At 64.6% G+C, this 16,051-nt stretch carries 14 protein-coding genes; 12 read left to right on the forward strand and 2 right to left on the reverse strand.

Going from position 1 to position 16,051, the window contains the following annotated elements; all coding sequences use genetic code 11:
* The first annotated feature begins 164 nt into the window (after positions 1–164).
* The 7 genes from ACIQ3Q_RS01700 (at position 165) to ACIQ3Q_RS01730 (ending at position 7,556) form a co-directional block, all read left to right on the forward strand.
* On the forward strand, positions 165–1,154 hold the full coding sequence (locus tag ACIQ3Q_RS01700) for a sugar ABC transporter substrate-binding protein (protein ID WP_396267230.1): 990 nt from the start codon (positions 165–167) through the stop codon (positions 1,152–1,154).
* A 126-nt stretch (positions 1,155–1,280) separates the two neighbouring features.
* Entirely contained in the window at positions 1,281–2,237 is a 957-nt protein-coding gene (locus ACIQ3Q_RS01705; protein WP_396267231.1) for an ABC transporter permease, read from the forward strand.
* A gap of 163 nt (positions 2,238–2,400) precedes the next feature.
* The gene (locus tag ACIQ3Q_RS01710) at positions 2,401–3,186 is read left to right on the forward strand and encodes an ATP-binding cassette domain-containing protein (RefSeq protein WP_396267232.1); all 786 of its coding nucleotides are present in this window, start codon (positions 2,401–2,403) and stop codon (positions 3,184–3,186) included.
* A gap of 18 nt (positions 3,187–3,204) precedes the next feature.
* The gene (locus ACIQ3Q_RS01715) at positions 3,205–3,666 is read left to right on the forward strand and encodes an RbsD/FucU family protein (protein ID WP_396267233.1); all 462 of its coding nucleotides are present in this window, start codon (positions 3,205–3,207) and stop codon (positions 3,664–3,666) included.
* Between the two features lie 37 nt (positions 3,667–3,703).
* Positions 3,704–4,909 carry an ROK family transcriptional regulator gene (locus ACIQ3Q_RS01720; protein ID WP_396267341.1) on the forward strand — a complete coding sequence of 402 codons (1,206 nt, stop codon included), beginning with the start codon at positions 3,704–3,706 and terminating at the stop codon, positions 4,907–4,909.
* A gap of 119 nt (positions 4,910–5,028) precedes the next feature.
* Entirely contained in the window at positions 5,029–5,532 is a 504-nt protein-coding gene (locus tag ACIQ3Q_RS01725) for a DUF3015 family protein (RefSeq protein WP_396267234.1), read from the forward strand.
* A gap of 245 nt (positions 5,533–5,777) precedes the next feature.
* On the forward strand, positions 5,778–7,556 hold the full coding sequence (locus ACIQ3Q_RS01730) for a DUF4105 domain-containing protein (protein ID WP_396267235.1): 1,779 nt from the start codon (positions 5,778–5,780) through the stop codon (positions 7,554–7,556).
* 8 nt (positions 7,557–7,564) lie between these two features.
* Here ACIQ3Q_RS01730 and ACIQ3Q_RS01735 read toward each other — a convergent pair whose 3' ends face one another.
* On the reverse strand, positions 7,565–8,815 hold the full coding sequence (locus ACIQ3Q_RS01735; protein WP_396267236.1) for an FAD-dependent monooxygenase: 1,251 nt from the start codon (positions 8,813–8,815) through the stop codon (positions 7,565–7,567).
* A complete protein-coding gene (murU, locus tag ACIQ3Q_RS01740; protein WP_396267237.1) occupies positions 8,808–9,560 on the reverse strand; it encodes an N-acetylmuramate alpha-1-phosphate uridylyltransferase MurU in 753 nt (250 codons plus the stop codon). Before murU ends, ACIQ3Q_RS01735 begins: the two co-directional genes overlap by 8 nt.
* 172 nt (positions 9,561–9,732) lie before the next feature.
* Between murU and ACIQ3Q_RS01745 the strand changes: the two genes are divergently transcribed.
* The 5 genes from ACIQ3Q_RS01745 to ACIQ3Q_RS01765 all read left to right on the forward strand — a co-directional run bounded on the left by ACIQ3Q_RS01745 (position 9,733) and on the right by ACIQ3Q_RS01765 (position 16,041).
* Positions 9,733–10,788, forward strand: coding sequence for an SPFH domain-containing protein (locus tag ACIQ3Q_RS01745; protein WP_396267239.1), 1,056 nt, complete (start codon positions 9,733–9,735; stop codon positions 10,786–10,788).
* 16 nt (positions 10,789–10,804) lie between these two features.
* Positions 10,805–12,484, forward strand: coding sequence for a DUF4178 domain-containing protein (locus ACIQ3Q_RS01750; RefSeq protein ID WP_396267240.1), 1,680 nt, complete (start codon positions 10,805–10,807; stop codon positions 12,482–12,484).
* 31 nt (positions 12,485–12,515) lie between these two features.
* A complete protein-coding gene (locus ACIQ3Q_RS01755) occupies positions 12,516–12,737 on the forward strand; it encodes a DUF350 domain-containing protein (protein ID WP_396267241.1) in 222 nt (73 codons plus the stop codon).
* An 86-nt stretch (positions 12,738–12,823) separates the two neighbouring features.
* Complete coding sequence (locus ACIQ3Q_RS01760) at positions 12,824–14,398, forward strand: polyamine aminopropyltransferase (RefSeq protein WP_396267242.1); 1,575 nt, start codon at positions 12,824–12,826, stop codon at positions 14,396–14,398.
* Positions 14,398–16,041 (forward strand): NAD(P)-binding protein, encoded by a 1,644-nt coding sequence (locus ACIQ3Q_RS01765; protein WP_396267243.1) that lies wholly within the window; start codon positions 14,398–14,400, stop codon positions 16,039–16,041. Before ACIQ3Q_RS01760 ends, ACIQ3Q_RS01765 begins: the two co-directional genes overlap by 1 nt.
* Positions 16,042–16,051: the final 10 nt, after the last annotated feature.

Raw genomic sequence — 16,051 nt, forward strand, 5'->3', positions numbered from 1 at the left:
TTCCATTAATCAATCCACTTGATTTATTTAACCATCCGGTTTCACAATCCAGCCAGCGCTGACGTCAGCGGGTGAGCCCCTCACCACCACGGGCGGCGTGACCTTCTCACAACCCCCAGCTCGCGCCGCGCCACAGCGGCTTGATGACCCTTCAGGAGACACACATGAACCGCACTCTGTCCGCTTTTGCCCTGGCCGCTGCGGCCGCTCTGGCTGCACCCGCTTTTGCAGCGGGCGAGCCCGTCATCGGCCTGATCACCAAGACCGAGACCAACCCCTTCTTCGTGAAGATGAAGGAAGGCGCGCAAGCTGAAGCCAAGAAGCTGGGCGCCAAGCTGATGACGGCGTCGGGCAAGAAGGACGGCGACACCGCCGCACAGATCACCGCCATTGAGAACATGGTCACCGCAGGGGCCAAGACCATCCTGATCACCTCCAGCGGCGACGCCATCATCCCGGCCGTCAAGAAGGCCCAAGCCAAGGGTGTGCAAGTGATCGCGCTGGACAGCCCGTTTGAAGGCGCAGACGCCCTGTTTGCCACCGACAACTACAAGGCCGGCGTGCTGATCGGCCAGTACGCCAAGGCTGCTTTGGGCAACAAGCCCGCCAAGATCGCCATGCTCGACCTCTTCCCCGGCCACCCGGTGGGCGCCCAGCGTCACAACGGCTTCATGACGGGCTTTGGCTTGAAGGCCAATGACGCCAAGTCCAACGTGCTGTCCTCCACCCCCGAAACCGTGTGCGCGGCTGATACCGACGGCAACCAAGCCAAGGGCCAAACCGCGATGGAGAACTGCCTGCAGAAGGACCCCGCCATCAACGTCGTCTACACCATCAATGAGCCGGCCGCAGCAGGCGCCTACAACGCGCTGAAGAAGGCCGGTAAGGAAAAGGGCGTGATCATCGTCTCGGTGGACGGCGGCTGCGCTGGCGTGGCGGATGTGGGCAAGGGCGTGATCGCCGCCACCTCGCAGCAGTACCCTCTGAAGATGGCGGCCATGGGCGTGGCCGCCGGTGTGGAATATGCCAAGGGCGGCAAGAAGGCCAGCGGCTATGTGGACACGGGTGTGACCCTGATCGCTGGCAAGGCTGTGCCCGGCGTGGACAGCAAAGACGTGAAGACCGGCACCGAGCTGTGCTGGGGAACCAAGTAAGGCCTGAGGCCTGAATTCGCCGGGGCCACGCCCCGGCGTGCAAGAGGGCTTGCGCCGTGTGGCGCGGCCCCGCTTGCGGGCTCACTGCAGCGCAGTTTGCAGCCCGAGTCCGTCCAAGGAACTTCCATGTCACTCAAAGAAAAGCTGCCCCCCTTGAGCCAGCTCGGGCCCTTCATCGCCCTGGCCGTGGCTTGCGTGGTCTTCGGTGTGACCACCGACAATTTCTTCACTGCGGCCAACTTCGCGCTGATCCTGCAACAGGTCATGGTGGTGGGCGTCATCGCCATCGGCCAGACCCTGATCATCCTTACCGCTGGCATTGATTTGTCTTGCGGCATGGTGATGGCGCTGGGCAGCATCATCATGACCAAGTTCGCGGCTGACTTTGGCTTGCCGCCCTCGTTGGCCATCATGTGCGGCATCGCCGTGACCACCTTGTTTGGCCTCATCAACGGCCTCTTGGTCACCCGCATCAAGCTGCCGCCCTTCATCGTCACGTTGGGCACCTTCAACATTGCCTTCGCCATCACCCAGCTCTACTCGTCGGCTCAGACGGTCACCAACGTGCCCGACAGCATGCTGTGGCTGGGCAATACTTTCAGCGTGGGAGAGAGCCAAATCGCCTACGGCGTGGTGCTGATGGTGGCGCTCTACCTCGTCACTTGGTACTGGCTGCGCGACACGGCCTCGGGCCGCCATGTCTATGCCGTGGGCAACAACCCCGAAGCGACGCGTTTGGTGGGCATCCCGACCGACCGCGTGCTGCTGAGTGTGTATGTGTTGGCGGGCTTGTTCTATGGCATTGCCTCGCTGCTGACCGTGGCCCGCACCGGCGTGGGCGACCCGAACGGTGGCCAAACTGAAAACCTGGACGCCATCACCGCCGTGGTGCTGGGCGGCACCAGCTTGTTTGGCGGGCGCGGTGTCATCCTGGGCACCTTGGCCGGCGCCATCGTGGTGGGCGTGCTGCGCAACGGCCTGACTTTGATGGGCGTGTCCTCTGTCTACCAAGTGCTGATCACCGGCATCTTGGTGATCTTGGCGGTGGCCGTGGATCAACTCTCGCGCAAGGGGGCACGCTAATGTTGACCCCCAAGCTCACTTCGTTCGCTACCCCCCGGGGGGGCCGCAGTCTCCTTTGGGGCGGCCCGGCGGGAGACCTGACGTTGACCCCCAAGCTCACTTCGTTCGCTACCCCCCGAGGGGGCCGCGGTCTCCCTTGGGGCGGCCCGGCAGGAGACCGATCATGAATCAGAAGCTTGTGATGCAAGCCAAAGGCTTGGTCAAGCGCTACGGCCAGGTCACTGCGCTGGACGGCGTAGATTTTGAGCTGCGTGCCGGTGAGATCCTGGCCGTGATTGGCGACAACGGCGCAGGCAAATCCTCGCTCATCAAAGCGCTCTCTGGCGCCACCGTACCCGATGAAGGCGAGATCCTGCTCGACGGCAAGCGCGTGCAATTCCGCAACCCCATGGACGCGCGCCGTGAAGGCATTGAGTGCTGCTACCAAGACCTGGCCGTGGCGCCTGCCATGACCATTGCCGAGAACCTTTTTCTGGGTCGTGAGCTGCGTCGCCCTGGCTTTGCCGGCACGGTGCTGCGCCAGCTCGACAAAAAGAAGATGCTGGAGACGGCCATTGAGCGCATGGCGGATCTGAAGGTCGGCATTCGCTCTATGACGCAGGCGGTGGAGACGCTTTCGGGTGGCCAGCGACAGTGCGTGGCCGTGGCCCGCGCAGCGGCCTTTGCGCGCCATGTGGTGATCTTGGATGAGCCCACGGCAGCCCTCGGTGTGAAGGAGGGCAATATGGTGCTGGAGCTGATCCGCCGCGTGCGCGACAAAGGCCTGCCCGTGATCCTCATCAGCCACAACATGCCGCATGTGTTCGAGATTGCCGACCGCATCCATGTCGCGCGCTTGGGCAAGCGGGCCGCCGTGCTCAACCCCAAGAAGATCTCCATGAGCGACACCGTGGCGGTGATGACCGGGGCTGTTGATCCCGCCAACCTCCCGGCCGAGTGCCTGGCCTGATCAAAAGGGCCTATCGACATGCTCAAAGGCATCTCGCCTCTGCTGACGCCACATCTCCTCAAAGTGCTGGCAGAGATGGGGCACGGCGATGAGATCGTTCTGGCCGATGCCAACTTCACTGCCGCCGCTTTGGCGCGTGAAGCCGGTTGCGCCGTCTTGCAAGTGCCCGGTGCCACCGTTGAGCAACTAGCCAGGGCGGTGCTGGCGCTGATGCCCCTGGATGCGGCGGTCGAGCAGCCCGTGGCCTATATGCAGGTCTGTGCTTGGCCCCAGGGCCAACAAAGCGCACAACAGCGCGCTGTCATCGCCATGCTGGCTCAAGAAGGCCACGCGAGCGCGGCACAATGTGCGGCCACAGAACGCTTTGCGTTTTATGAGCGCACCCGCCGCGCCTTTGCCATCGTGCTGACCGGCGAGCTGCAGCCCTATGGCAATTTCATCCTCAAGAAGGGTGTGATCGGAGAAGCCCTTGTCCCTTGATGCCGAGCCCCTCGCAGACCTCGCTGCCGCAGCCGACATGCGGCACCTGCGGCCACGGGGCTCCAGCCAAGGCGGCCTGGCCCAGTACAACGAGCGCGTGGTGCTGCAAGCTGTGCGCCTGCATGGGCCGGTGCCTGGGGCCGAGATCGCGCGCCTGACCCACCTCACCGCACAAACGGTGTCGCTCATCACCAAGCGCTTGATCGACGAAGGCCTGTTGATCAAGGGCGCGCCGGTGCGGGGCAAGGTGGGCCAGCCTTCGGTGCCGCTGATGCTCAACCCCGAAGGCGCGTTCTCGATTGGCGTCAAAGTCGGGCGCCGCAGCCTCGATGTGCTGCTGGTGGACTTCACCGGGCAGGTGCGTGAACGCCAGACCCAAAGCTATCTCTACCCCGAGCCCGCTGCGGTGCTGGAGGCCATCGCCCACAGCACGCGGCTGTTCACCCGCAGCTTAGGCCTGCAAGGGCGCGAGCGCCTGCAAGGCATTGGTGTGGCCGCCCCGCTCTCTCTGGGCGGCTGGCGCCAACTGCTGGGCCTGCCTGCCGAGGTCGCCCAGGCGTGGACTTTGGTGGACTTGGCCGCCGAGGTCGAGCGCCGCACCGGCCTGCCCGCCACTTTCATGAAAGACACGGCCGCCGCCTGCGTGGCCGAGCTGGTCGCTGGGCGCGGCCGCAGCGTACGCAGCTACCTTTATCTGTTTGTCGACACATTCATCGGCGGTGGCTTGGTCATCGACAGCCACTTGCACGCCGGCTTGCACGGCAATGCCGGCGCCGTGGGCTCGCTGCCTTTGGGCATGACCGCACCCGGCACGCGCAAAAGCCCGGCCCAACTCTTGGCCGTGGCCTCCTTGCTGACGCTGGAGACGCTTTACACCCAAGCCGGCTTGGACCCGGAAGCCGCGCAAGACGAACGCGCCCTCCAAGCCCCTTGGCTGGAGCACACCGAGATCTGGCTGCGCCAAGCAGCGGCGGCCATTGCGCATGCCATCAACAGTGCAGCCTGCCTGCTCGACCTGGAAGGCGCCATCATCGACGGCAGCTTCAGCCGCGAAATGCTCGCCGCCCTCTTGGCAGAGGTCCATGCGGCCTCCGCCCGCACCAACTGGGAGGGCGTCGTGCCCCCCTTGGTGCAACCCGGAGTCATCGGCTCCGACGCCCGAGCCCTGGGCGGCGCGATGCTACCGCTGTATGCCAACTTTGCGCCGGATCGGGACTTGTTTCTCAAGTCGGACTTATCCTAGTATTGAGGGGTGCCCGCAACAGGTAGCACCAAAGTCGAGCACCTTTAAATATACTGATTGCCTCTCATTGGGGGAGAAGTCCGCGAGGTCGGATTGGATTGATTCAAAGGAAATTAGTTATGAAGAAGCTTGTTGTTGTGTCGGCTTTCGCCGCTTTGGCCTGCGGCCTGTCCACGGGTGTTGCTGCGAAGGACTTCGCTTCCTCGTACGTGGATTGCGGCTTGGGCGCCTTGATTGCTCAAGGCATTGAATCTGAAGGCACCCGCACGACGGTGGCCGTGGTGACCAACATCACCTGGGACTGGGGCACGACCGCTGTTTCTTCGGGTCTGTCGTCTGAAGAGTCCTGCGCTGGCGGCAAGAAGAAAGTGGCCAGCCTGCTGATCAATTCCTATGCCCAAGTTGAAAACGACCTGGCACGCGGCGAAGGCCAGTACCTGACGGCTCTGCAAGCTGCAGCAGGTTGCCAAGGCGTCCAAGCAGAAGCATTCAACGCTGCAGTGCGTAAGGACTTTTCGTCCCTGGCTGCAAAGCCTGGCTACACCGCTCAGCCTCTGAACGTCAAGGCAGGCAACCTGTTTGATGTGGTGAACACCAGCGCCAAGGCATCCTGCACAGTCTGAAGCTGACGCTGCACTTATGCAGCGATGAGCCCTAGACTCTCGGCCTCGTCTGATCGACGAGGCCGATTCATTTTTGTGCGAACCAAAGTGTAATGATGGCTGTAGGTACGGTGTGGATGCGAGCCCTTGGTTTGTGCCTGTTACTGGCTTTGGGGCATGCCCCCGTATGGAGTCAAGCGGCAGGTGCTGATCCCATCACCCCAGACGCTGTGGCTAAGCTCCAAGCCAGAGCGCAGACACTAGGATTGGCGCAACAACGCCAGTGGCAGTTGCTGCTGAATCGGCCACTTGAGGGGGGCGGCAGCCACATTGTCGATGACGACTTCTTCCTCAGCCCAGTGGGGCGTCGCGACCCTTCTGCGGAGCTGCAAGCCACCTTGCTGGCCCTTAGCAAGCCCGTGTCTGAGCTTGACCCTGACAGTCACGCGCGCTGCCGATTTCCCGCCCGCCATCTGTGGCTGCTGTCTGCGCTAGAGTTGCCCAGCACACATCGGCCAGATGCACGCTGCCGAGCCCTTCAGCGTTGGGTGGACTTAGATGACATCAAGAGCCTGCAGGTCATTCTGGTCAGTGGCTACTTCGGCAACCCCGCGTCGGCCTTTGGACACTCACTGATTCGGGTGGCCACACACACGAATGCCTCCAGTGGCGGCTTGACAGACCTGGGCATCAACTTTGGTGCATTGGTGCCGCCCAATGAAAACCCGCTTCTCTACATCTATCGCGGCATCACCGGCCGCTATGTTGCAGGCTTTACCGAGCGCGAGTTTTTGGAGCACGACCGTGTCTATTCGCGCACGGAAAATCGCGACTTCTGGACCTACGACCTGAAGCTCACGCAAGCACAGCAATGGTTGGTGGTGTCCCATATGTGGGAGCTGGTTGGGCGCCGATTCACCTACTATTTTTTCAGCCAAAACTGCGCTTGGCGGATGGCTGAGTTGCTGGAGTTGGCGCTGCCACAATCTTTGCGGCGAAAGGGGGGAGATCCTTGGTACATCCCTGTTGAGTTGGTGCAGCGGTTCTCGACCCACCCCGATCTGCTGGAACGGCTAGGCCCAGTGCAGTTTGAGCCCTCGGCGGCACGCCTGCTTCACGCGCAGATCGCTGCGTTGAGCGATGACGAGCGCGCTGAGTTCGAGCGGGTGATTGACCAGCAAACGGAATTGAATTCAGCCCTGCAACGCCTGTCTGCGGAGCCTGCCAAGAAGCGCCTGCTTGAGGCGGTGTTGGCCTGGGCCGCTTGGAAGGACCCTGCGGGCAGCCAGCACGCTCAGGCTGAGGGGAAGGCGCTCAAGAATCAGGCCCTTCTTGCTCGGTTGGGGATGTCTGTGGGGTCGCCAAAAGTGATCCCCACGGCGGTGCCCTCGCCGGCAGCTGGGACAGCACCGATGCGCTGGGGGCTTGGCGTGGCGACAGGCGGGCGTGAAGTGTCGAGAGCCAGCCTGACCTGGGCGCCCGTGCACATGGAGGCCGGAGGATTCAATGCACTTGAAGGGGGTGAGTTCAAGATGGCCGAACTTGCGCTGAGCTGGGCCGATGCGCAGCGGCCCAGGCAGGAGCATCTCACCGCGATCAGCGTGTTGCGAATCCCCCTCAGTGCGCGATCGCTGCCGGGTGAGCAAGAGTGGGTGTGGGCGATTCGCCTTGGCGCCCATCGGCGCGTTGGCGCAGCGAGCGAGGGAGAGGCTCATGAGCCGTCTTTGCGCTCCGCCGTCGAACTCGGTTGGGGCAAAGGCTTGCGCTGGGGCTCGCATGCCACCGCCTATGGTCTGGCTCAGCTGGAGGCATCCGGTCAACAGGTTCAGGTGCTACCGCGCTTAGGGCTGATGCTGAACCTTACACCGAAATGGCACCTGACGGCCGACTGGCGGCCTGCCTGCCGCATTGCCACTGCGCAAGGTGGCTGTAGCAAGCTGGAAGTGCTGTGGCGCAGCGCAGACCAGCAGGTGCTGCGCTGGGGCGTAACTGCGGGCGGCGGACAAGGCCCCCGTGCATATCTGGGCCTAGACTGGTACCAGTGAGCGTCTGCTCACCGCCGCCCAAACATCATCTGCCGCGCCAACGCCGACTTCACCGGCGGCAGGGCCTGCAGCGCTGCCAGCCCCAAGCCGCGTGCGGCTGCGAGGCCAGGCCAGCGCCAGGTGAAGCTGCGGGCCAGAAAATCGGTGGCGGCGATCATGCTCCAGCGGTCGGGGTTGCGGCTCCAGGCCACGCGGCGCAAGGCGCTGTCCAGGTCGCTGCTTTGGCGCAGGGCTTGCACCAGGGCATAGGCATCGCGCAGGCCCAGGTTCAGGCCTTGGCCGGCCACCGGGTGCAGGGTCTGGGCCGCATTGCCAATGCGCACGGTGCGGCCGCTTACCAAGCTGCGTTCGGCGTTCAGGCCCAGCGCAAATTGCTTCAGCGGCGTGATGGCCTTCAAGGTGCCGGCTTGCGGCGGAATGAGGCTTTGCAGCACTGCAATGCGCTGGTTGTCGTTCAACTCGGCCACCGGGTCGTCGCCTGTGGGCACGCACCACACCAGCGAGGCCTGGCGCTGGCCGGGCAAGGTGTGGGGGCCGGGAGGCAGCGGCAACAGGGCGACCGGGCCTTGGCGCGTGAAGCGTTCAAACGCGCTGCCTGGGCTGGCGCCCACGCCTTGCTGCGGCGGCTGCAGGGTGACGGTGCCGACCCAGGCAGTTTGCTGGTAATCGTGCGTCACGGCCTTGCGGGCTTGCTCGGCAAACACACCACCTTCGGCCACCACGGCCAAGTCGAAGGTTTCGGCCACATCGGCGTCCACCTCAACGCCTCCCAGCACGTCTTTCAGGCCCTTCACCGGGGTGCCAAAGCGCAGGTGATAACGCTCAGGGTGAGCCGCACAGGTGGCCGCCCAAGCGGCCTGCAGCGGCGCCACCACTTGGCCATAGCGCAGCACTGCGCCCAGTTGTGGCACACCTTCGTCGGCGGCGCGGATCAGCACCTCGGGCTGCACACCACCCAGGTCCATGGTGGGGGGCGCTTGTGACACATGTACCTCGGTGATGGCCTGAGCGTGCTCAGCGGGCCACACCTGCAGTTGCTGCAGCAATTGGATGGAGCCCAGCGACAGCGCGAGGGTGCGCGGGTCGCCCGACACGTCTTTGTCGGCCGGGCGGGCATCAAACACCGTGACCAGGGCTTGGGGCCAGCGGCGCGCAGCCAGCAGGGCTAAGGCGAGGCCCACGGGGCCTGCGCCGATCACGGCCAAGCGGATCGGCTGCGGACGGGGCGAAGGCGGTAGAGCGTGGGTGGCGTCAGTCATATGCGGCGTAAAGCGAAGGCTCGGCATTCACGGCGGCCAGGGTCTCTGGGCGGCCAACATCCGTCCAGCGGCCTTGCCAACGGCGGGCACCAAGGCGACCTTGGGCAATGGCTTGTTCCAGAATCGGCCGCAAGGCTAGGCGGGTGCCGGGGGTGATGTGGGCAAAGGGCTGGGGCTTGAACAGGCCCACACTCGCCCAGGTGAGCTTGGGCTCGCCTTGGCTCGAAGCTAAGCCCTGCGCGGTAATGGCGAAGTCCCCCTGGGGGTGGTGCGGTGCATTGGGGGCCAACCACAGTTCGCCCACGCGGTCGCTGGCAGCCAAGGTCTCAGCGTCTTGCGCGGCAAAGGCAAAGCCGGGCAGCAGCACATCGCCAGACACCACCCAAAACACCTCATCGCCTTGGGGCGCCAACCAAGGCAGCGCCTTGGCAATGCCGCCAGCCGTTTCCAACGCGCCGCCATGGTCGCGGCCCTCGTGGCTGTAGTGCAGGTGCAGGCCAAAGCGGCTACCGTCGCCCAAGGTGGCGGGGAATTGTTCTTCCAGCCAGGCGGTGTTGATGACCACCTCTTGCACGCCCGCACGGGCCAGGGCCAGCAGGTGCCACTCGATCATCGGGCGGCCTTGCACCTCAAGCAGGGGCTTGGGGGTGGCGTCGGTCAGAGGGCGCATGCGCTCGCCCCGGCCTGCGGCCAGCACAATGGCGCGCGGCGAGTGAGTGCGCAGAAGAGTCGAGGCAAGGACCATGTTCTGAAACCTGGGGCAAAGGAGCGCTCGGCGGTGGCGCAGGCAGTCAGAAGTCTACGCGCTGTGCAATCCCCCCTTGATTGCCGAACGCGTCCCCCGTCAAAACCCTTGATCCCACGTATCATCCCCGCGCTGACCAAAGGTGGTCAGACGATTGCGCGAAGGAGCAGCCATGGGCCTGATGGATTTCATCAAGAAACAGTTCATTGACATTCTGGAGTGGACCGAGTCCGGCGACGGGGTCTTGGCTTGGCGCTACCCCATGGCCGACAACGAAATCCAGTACGGCGGCTCGCTGACCGTGCGCGAGAGCCAAATGGCCGTCTTCGTCAACGAAGGCAAGGTGGCCGATGTGTTTGGGCCGGGCATGTACAAGCTCACCACCCAAACCCTGCCGGTGCTGACCTACCTCAAGAACTGGGACAAGCTGTTTGCCAGCCCGTTCAAGAGCGATGTTTACTTCTTCAGCACCCGCCAGCAGATCGACCAGCGCTGGGGCACCAGCCAGCCCGTCACCATCCGCGACAAAGACTTTGGCGCAGTGCGCTTGCGCGCCTTTGGCAACTTTGCCTATCGCATCAGCGACCCCAAGCTCTTCCACACCGAGATCACCGGCACCCGGGACCGCTACACCACCGAAGACCTGGACGGCCAGTTGCGCGGCATGATGCTGCAGCACATCAGCGACGCTGTCGCCACCAGCGGCGTGCCTTTCTTGGACCTGGCGTCCAACCAAATCGAGTTTGCGCAGCAGCTCAAGGCGGCCACGGCGCCGTCATTTGAGGCCATTGGCCTGAAGCTGGAAAGCGTGACGGTGCAAAACGTCTCGCTGCCCGAAGAGCTGCAAAAAATCCTCGACCAGAAGATCGGCATGGGCATGGTCGGCAACGACATGGCCAAGTTCATGCAGTACCAAACAGGCCAGGCCATCCCGGTGATGGCCCAAGGCGTGGGCCAGGGCGGCGGCGGCGGCGGCTTGGCGGGCGACGCCATGGGCCTGGGCGCGGGCATGGCCATGGGCCAGGTCTTGGCCCAGCAAATGGGCTCGGCCATGGCGCAGGCCAATGCGGCCTCGGCGGCTGCTGCAGTGCCCGCGCCCGCAGCCCCGGCCATGACGGCCGACCAAGTGATGGCCACCCTGGAAAAGCTGGGTGACTTGAAGGCCAAGGGCATCTTGACTGAGGCTGAGTTCGCCGCCAAAAAGGCAGACCTGCTCGCCAAGCTCTGAGGCCTGGTTCTAAGTCTTGGCAGCACCCACGCCTGACGCGCCCACACCGCGCGCCCAACGCACTTGGCACTCCACCTGCCCGCATTGCGGCGCGCCGGTGGAGTTTGCCTCGGCCGCGTCGGCCAGCGCGGTGTGCAGCTTTTGCCGCAGTACCTTGCTGCGCGAGGGCGATGCCCTTCGCCGCATCGGTGAAAGCGCCGAAGTCTTTGACGACCACTCGCCTCTGCAATTGGGCGCCACCGGCCGCCACCAGGGCGTGGGTTTCAGCGTGGTGGGGCGCTTGCAGTTCCGCACCACGGACAGCGTCTGGAACGAATGGCATTTGCTGTTTGATGCCACCGCCGGAGAGGTGGCCAGGCTCAAGTCCGCCTGGCTGAGTGAAGACAACGGCGCATATGTGCTGGCCTTTGATTTACCCTCGGCCAGTGACGCCCCAAAACCGGATGAAATCGTCGCGGGTGAGCGCCGCTTGGTGGACCAGCAAATCTGGAACGTGGCCTCGGTGGTGCAGGCTCGCCTCAGCGCTGCGCAGGGCGAGCTGCCCCAGCCCCCACTGCAGGACAAGCCCTTCACCGTGGCCGAGCTGCGCAATGAGCGCGGCGAGGTCGGCTCGCTGCAATACCTCGACCCTGCCAAGCCGCAGTGGTCCACCGGCCGGGCCATCACGCTCAAAAGCCTGGAGATGCGCGGGCTCAAAGAGGGCGAGGCTGCGGCGTCACTGAAGGGCAAAGCCTTTGAATGCCCCAGTTGCGGTGCGGCGCTGGCGCCCACGCTGGCCACCTCCCAAAGCCTCGCTTGCGGCCAGTGCAAGGCCGTGGTGGACATCTCCCAAGGCGTGGGGGCGGACCTGGCCCACTACGCGCAGAACAACTCTGGCGCGGGGGGCGGGATGGAGCCGCAGATCCCCCTGGGCAAGGTCGGTAGCTTCAACATCGGGGCCGAAGGCACGCAATCTTGGCAGGTGGTGGGCTATCAAGAGCGCTGCAATGTGCCGCTGCCCACCGATGAAGACGACGAGCAAGTCTTCTGGCGCGAATACCTGCTCTACAACCGCAACGCCGGCTTTGCCTTCTTGGTCGATACCAACGAAGGCTGGAGCGTGGTGCGCCCGCTGACGGGTGCGCCCACGGTGCGGGGCGAAAAGGCCAGTTGGGCCAGCGTCCAGTTCCGCCAGCGTGAGCGCTACCAAGCCAAGGTCACCTGGGTGCAAGGCGAGTTTTACTGGCGCGTTCAACGCGAAGAAATAGCCTGGGTCACCGACTATGTCGGCCCCAAGGGCGAGCTGCTCTCGCGTGAACAGACCAAGGGGAAGGACGCCAGTGAAGTGGTGTGGTCCTATGGCAAGCCCCTCCCAATGCGTGATGTCGCGGATGCCTTCCGGCTAGATGCAAATGCGCGCCGAGCCTTGCGGCGAGATGCATCACCGCTCTCTAACTTGGGGGAGAGTTCCTCTGGCTTTTCCACTGCCGATCACGTTGGAGGCGGGATTGGCGTTGTGGTCGGATTGGTTTGTATGGTGGTACTCATATTCGGGCTGACTCGATGCAGCAGCGACGATTGCGACAGCACCCGCAAAGCCTATGGCGAGGCCAGTGCCGAGTATCAGCAGTGCAAGCGCAACCAAAGCTCCGGCGGCTTCCGCAGCGGCGGCGGCTCGTTTGGCGGGTTTTCAAGTGGGGGCGGTGGGCACAAATAGCCTGCGGCTCAAGATCAACAAGGAGAACAAGATGTCCCTCGATTGGTTGAAGCCGACCGTGATACTCGGCTCGGTGCTGTATGCAGTGATTGGTGTGGTGGTGCTGTGGGTCAGCTTTGTCATCATCGACAAGCTCACGCCCTACAAGCTCTGGGAAGAGATCGTCGAACACAAGAACGTGGCGCTGGGCATCATGGTGGCCGGCATGTTCATCGCCATCGGGCAGATCGTGGCGGCAGCCATTCAAGGCTGAGGTGGGCGTGTGAAGAGTGCCGCTGAAACGCGACGCCCTGGTCATCGTTGGCATGGCGGCATGGGCGAGGCCGAAGCTTGAGAGAGATGCACCCAGAGGAGCCAGAGGCCAGCCGCGTATCCCCCGCTGAGATTTTGCTGCTGGGCTCGGTCTTCCTGATCGCCGCCTGCGGTCTGATCTATGAGTTGGCTGCAGGTGCGCTGGCCAGTTACCTGCTGGGCGACTCGGTGATGCAGTTCAGCACCATCATCGGCATCTATTTGTTTGCCATGGGGGTGGGGGCTTGGCTGTCGCGGTTTTTGGATCGGCAACTGGTGGCGCACTTTCTGCGCATCGAACTGCTGGTTGGCTTGATTGGTGGCCTCATGCCCGCAGCCCTGTTTGTGGCCCATTCCAGCCTGTCGGTGGCCGGGCATATGGTGGGCTCGGGCCTGTCGTTCCGAGTGCTGCTGTACGGCTTGGTGTGGTTGGTGGGCGTGCTGGTCGGCCTGGAGATTCCGCTGGTGATGCGGATCCTGAAACAGCGCTTCTCGCGCGCCTATGCGCTCAAGGACTTGGTATCCCAAGTGCTGACCTTCGACTCCTTGGGGGCCTTGGTTGTCGCCATCGCTTTCCCGCTGTTGTTTGTGCCTCACCTGGGCTTGGTACGCACCGGCTTGTTCTTCGGCCTGTTGAACAGCGCCGTGGCGGTGTGGGCCTTGTGGATGTTCCGGGGCGAGTTGCGCCACTGGGGTGCTCATGCGCTGGCTTGCGCTGGGGTGGTCGGCACCTTGTGTGCGGCTTGGCTGGGGGCCGATGCGCTCTCCACTTGGGCCGAAGACCACTTCTATGGCGAGCGCATCGTGATGCGCGCCACCAGCCCCTATCAAAAGATCGTGCTGACCCAAGGGCACTCGGGCGTGCGCCTTTTCTTGAACGGCAATCTGCAGTTCCATTCGCGCGACGAACACCGCTATCACGAAGCCTTGGTCCACCCCGCCATGGCGGCGCATGGTGCGCCCAAGCGCGTGCTGGTGCTGGGCGGAGGCGACGGCATGGCCGTGCGCGAGATCCTGCGTTATCCGTCGGTTGAGCAGGTCACGCTGGTAGAGCTAGACCCCCAAATGACCCAGTTGTTTGGCAGCGAGCCCATGCTCACGGCGCTCAACGGCCAAGCCTTGCGCTCACCCAAGCTGCGCATCATCAACCAAGATGCCTTCTCTTGGCTGGAAACCGGCAGCGAGACCTTTGATGTCATCGTGGTTGACTTCCCCGACCCCACTAACTTTGCGCTGGGCAAGCTCTACACCACTGCCTTCTATGCACTGCTGGACCAGCACCTAGCGGCCAGCGGCTATGCCGTGGTGCAAACCACCTCGCCGCTGATGGCACGCAAAAGCTATTGGACGGTGGCCACCACCATCGAGGCCGTGGGCCTCTCCACCACGCCCTATCACGCCCATGTGCCCAGCTTTGGCGAGTGGGGCTTCATCTTGGCCAGCCGCAGGCCTTGGCGCATGCCCGAGCGGCTGCCCGAGGGCCTGCGCTTCTTGACCCTGGGCACCTTGCCCACCCTGTTCGAGTTCCCCGCCGACATGGCCCGCGTGCCGGCCGAGCCCAACCGGCTCTCCACCCAAGGCTTGGTGCATACCTTTGAGGCCGAGTGGGGGCAGGTGCGGTGATGCCGCCAGACGGCTTGCCTTCCCCGCACCGTCGCGCGCTCATAGGGGTCAGCCTGGCCAGCGCGGTCTGGCCCTTGAGCGCCTGCCGCAGCCAACCTCAGCCGCCCCCTGCCACCTGGGCAGGCAGCTCGCCCGAGCGAGGCCACCGCCTGCGCGGCCCGCTGCCGCCGCTGTCCAGTGCGCGGCCGCCGCGCCGCGCTGGCGCCTTGGTCTTGGGCGGCGGCGTGGCGGGGCTGGCGGCTCTGCGGGCCTTGCATGCGGCGGGGGTGCAAGACGCCGCCCTGCTGGAACTGGAAGACAGCGTGGGCGGCAACAGCCGTGCTCATGTGCTGGCGGGCCAGGCCTGCCCGGTGGGGGCCCACTATCTGCCCGTGCCCGGCCCTGCGGCGCGCGAGGTCAGCGAGTGGCTGCACGAGATCGGCCTGATGCGCTTTGATGCGCTGCGCGGCAAAAGCCTGCCCGACGACCGCCACCTGGCCCATGCCCCGCAAGAGCGGCTGTGGATAGACGGCCACTGGCAAGAAGGCTTGCTGGCCAGCACCGAAGGCCGCCCCGCCTTGGCCGCCCAGGCCCAGCGCTTTGCCCAGGCTGTCAGCGAGGCCAGCCGTCTGGGCTTTGCCATGCCCACCCAGCGGGCGCCCTTTGGCGCCGCCCATGCGGCCCTAGATGCCCAAACCTTTGCCCACTGGCTGCACGCCCAAGGCCTGAACGACCCGCACTTGCTGGCCTATCTGGACTACGCCTGCCGCGACGACTATGGCGCGGGCCTGCACACCGTCTCGGCCTGGGCGGGCCTGCACTACTTTGCCAGCCGCCATGGCTTCAATGCGCCGGGCGCACCGCTCAGTGAGGCCGAGGCCCGCAGCGAAGGCGTGTTCACCTGGCCCGAAGGCAATGCCTGGCTGGTGGAGCGCCTGGCCGCACCGCTGCGCGCCCACCTGCACCCCGCACGCACCGTGCTGCGGGTGGACGAAGGCAAACACGGTGTGGACGTGTGGGCTTGGAACGAAGCCAAGGCGGAGCTAGAACATTGGCAAACCCCGCAAGTGGTGATGGCGCTGCCGCTGTTCGTCAGCGCGCGTGTGATGGCTAACCCATTAGATGCACTGACAAAAGCCGTGCAGGGTGCCCACTACGCGCCCTGGCTGGTAACCCACTTGCAGCTCAGCGAGCCCCTGATCGACCGCCCCGGCATGCCCCCCGCCTGGGACAGCGTGGCCTATGCCCCCGCAGGCAGCACCAGTGCGCTGGGCTATGTGGACAACCAACACCAAAGCCTGCGCCCCGACCGCGGCCTGCACACCGGCCCCGGTGTGATCAGCGCCTATCACGCCCTGCCCGAGTCAGAGCGCGCCGCGCTCTACAGCCAGCCCGCCGCCACCTGGGCCCAGCGCGTGCTGGCCGACCTGCGCATCCTGCATGCCGACATTGACGACAAAGTCAGCGCCATGGCCCTGTGCCGCCACGGCCATGCCATGCGCATCCCCACCCCCGGCACCCGCAGCCACCCAGCCCTGGCCGCCCTGCGCCAGCAGCGCGGCCGCATCCGCTTTGCCCACAGTGAGCTGGCGGGCTACTCGGTGTTTGAAGAGGCCTTTACCCTGGGGTTGGCCGCAGGCGCTAGGGGTAAGGCAGCGGCGTAGCATTCACAAC

This window comes from Ideonella sp. (genome assembly GCF_044358605.1).
GTDB lineage: Bacteria > Pseudomonadota > Gammaproteobacteria > Burkholderiales > Burkholderiaceae_C > Ideonella.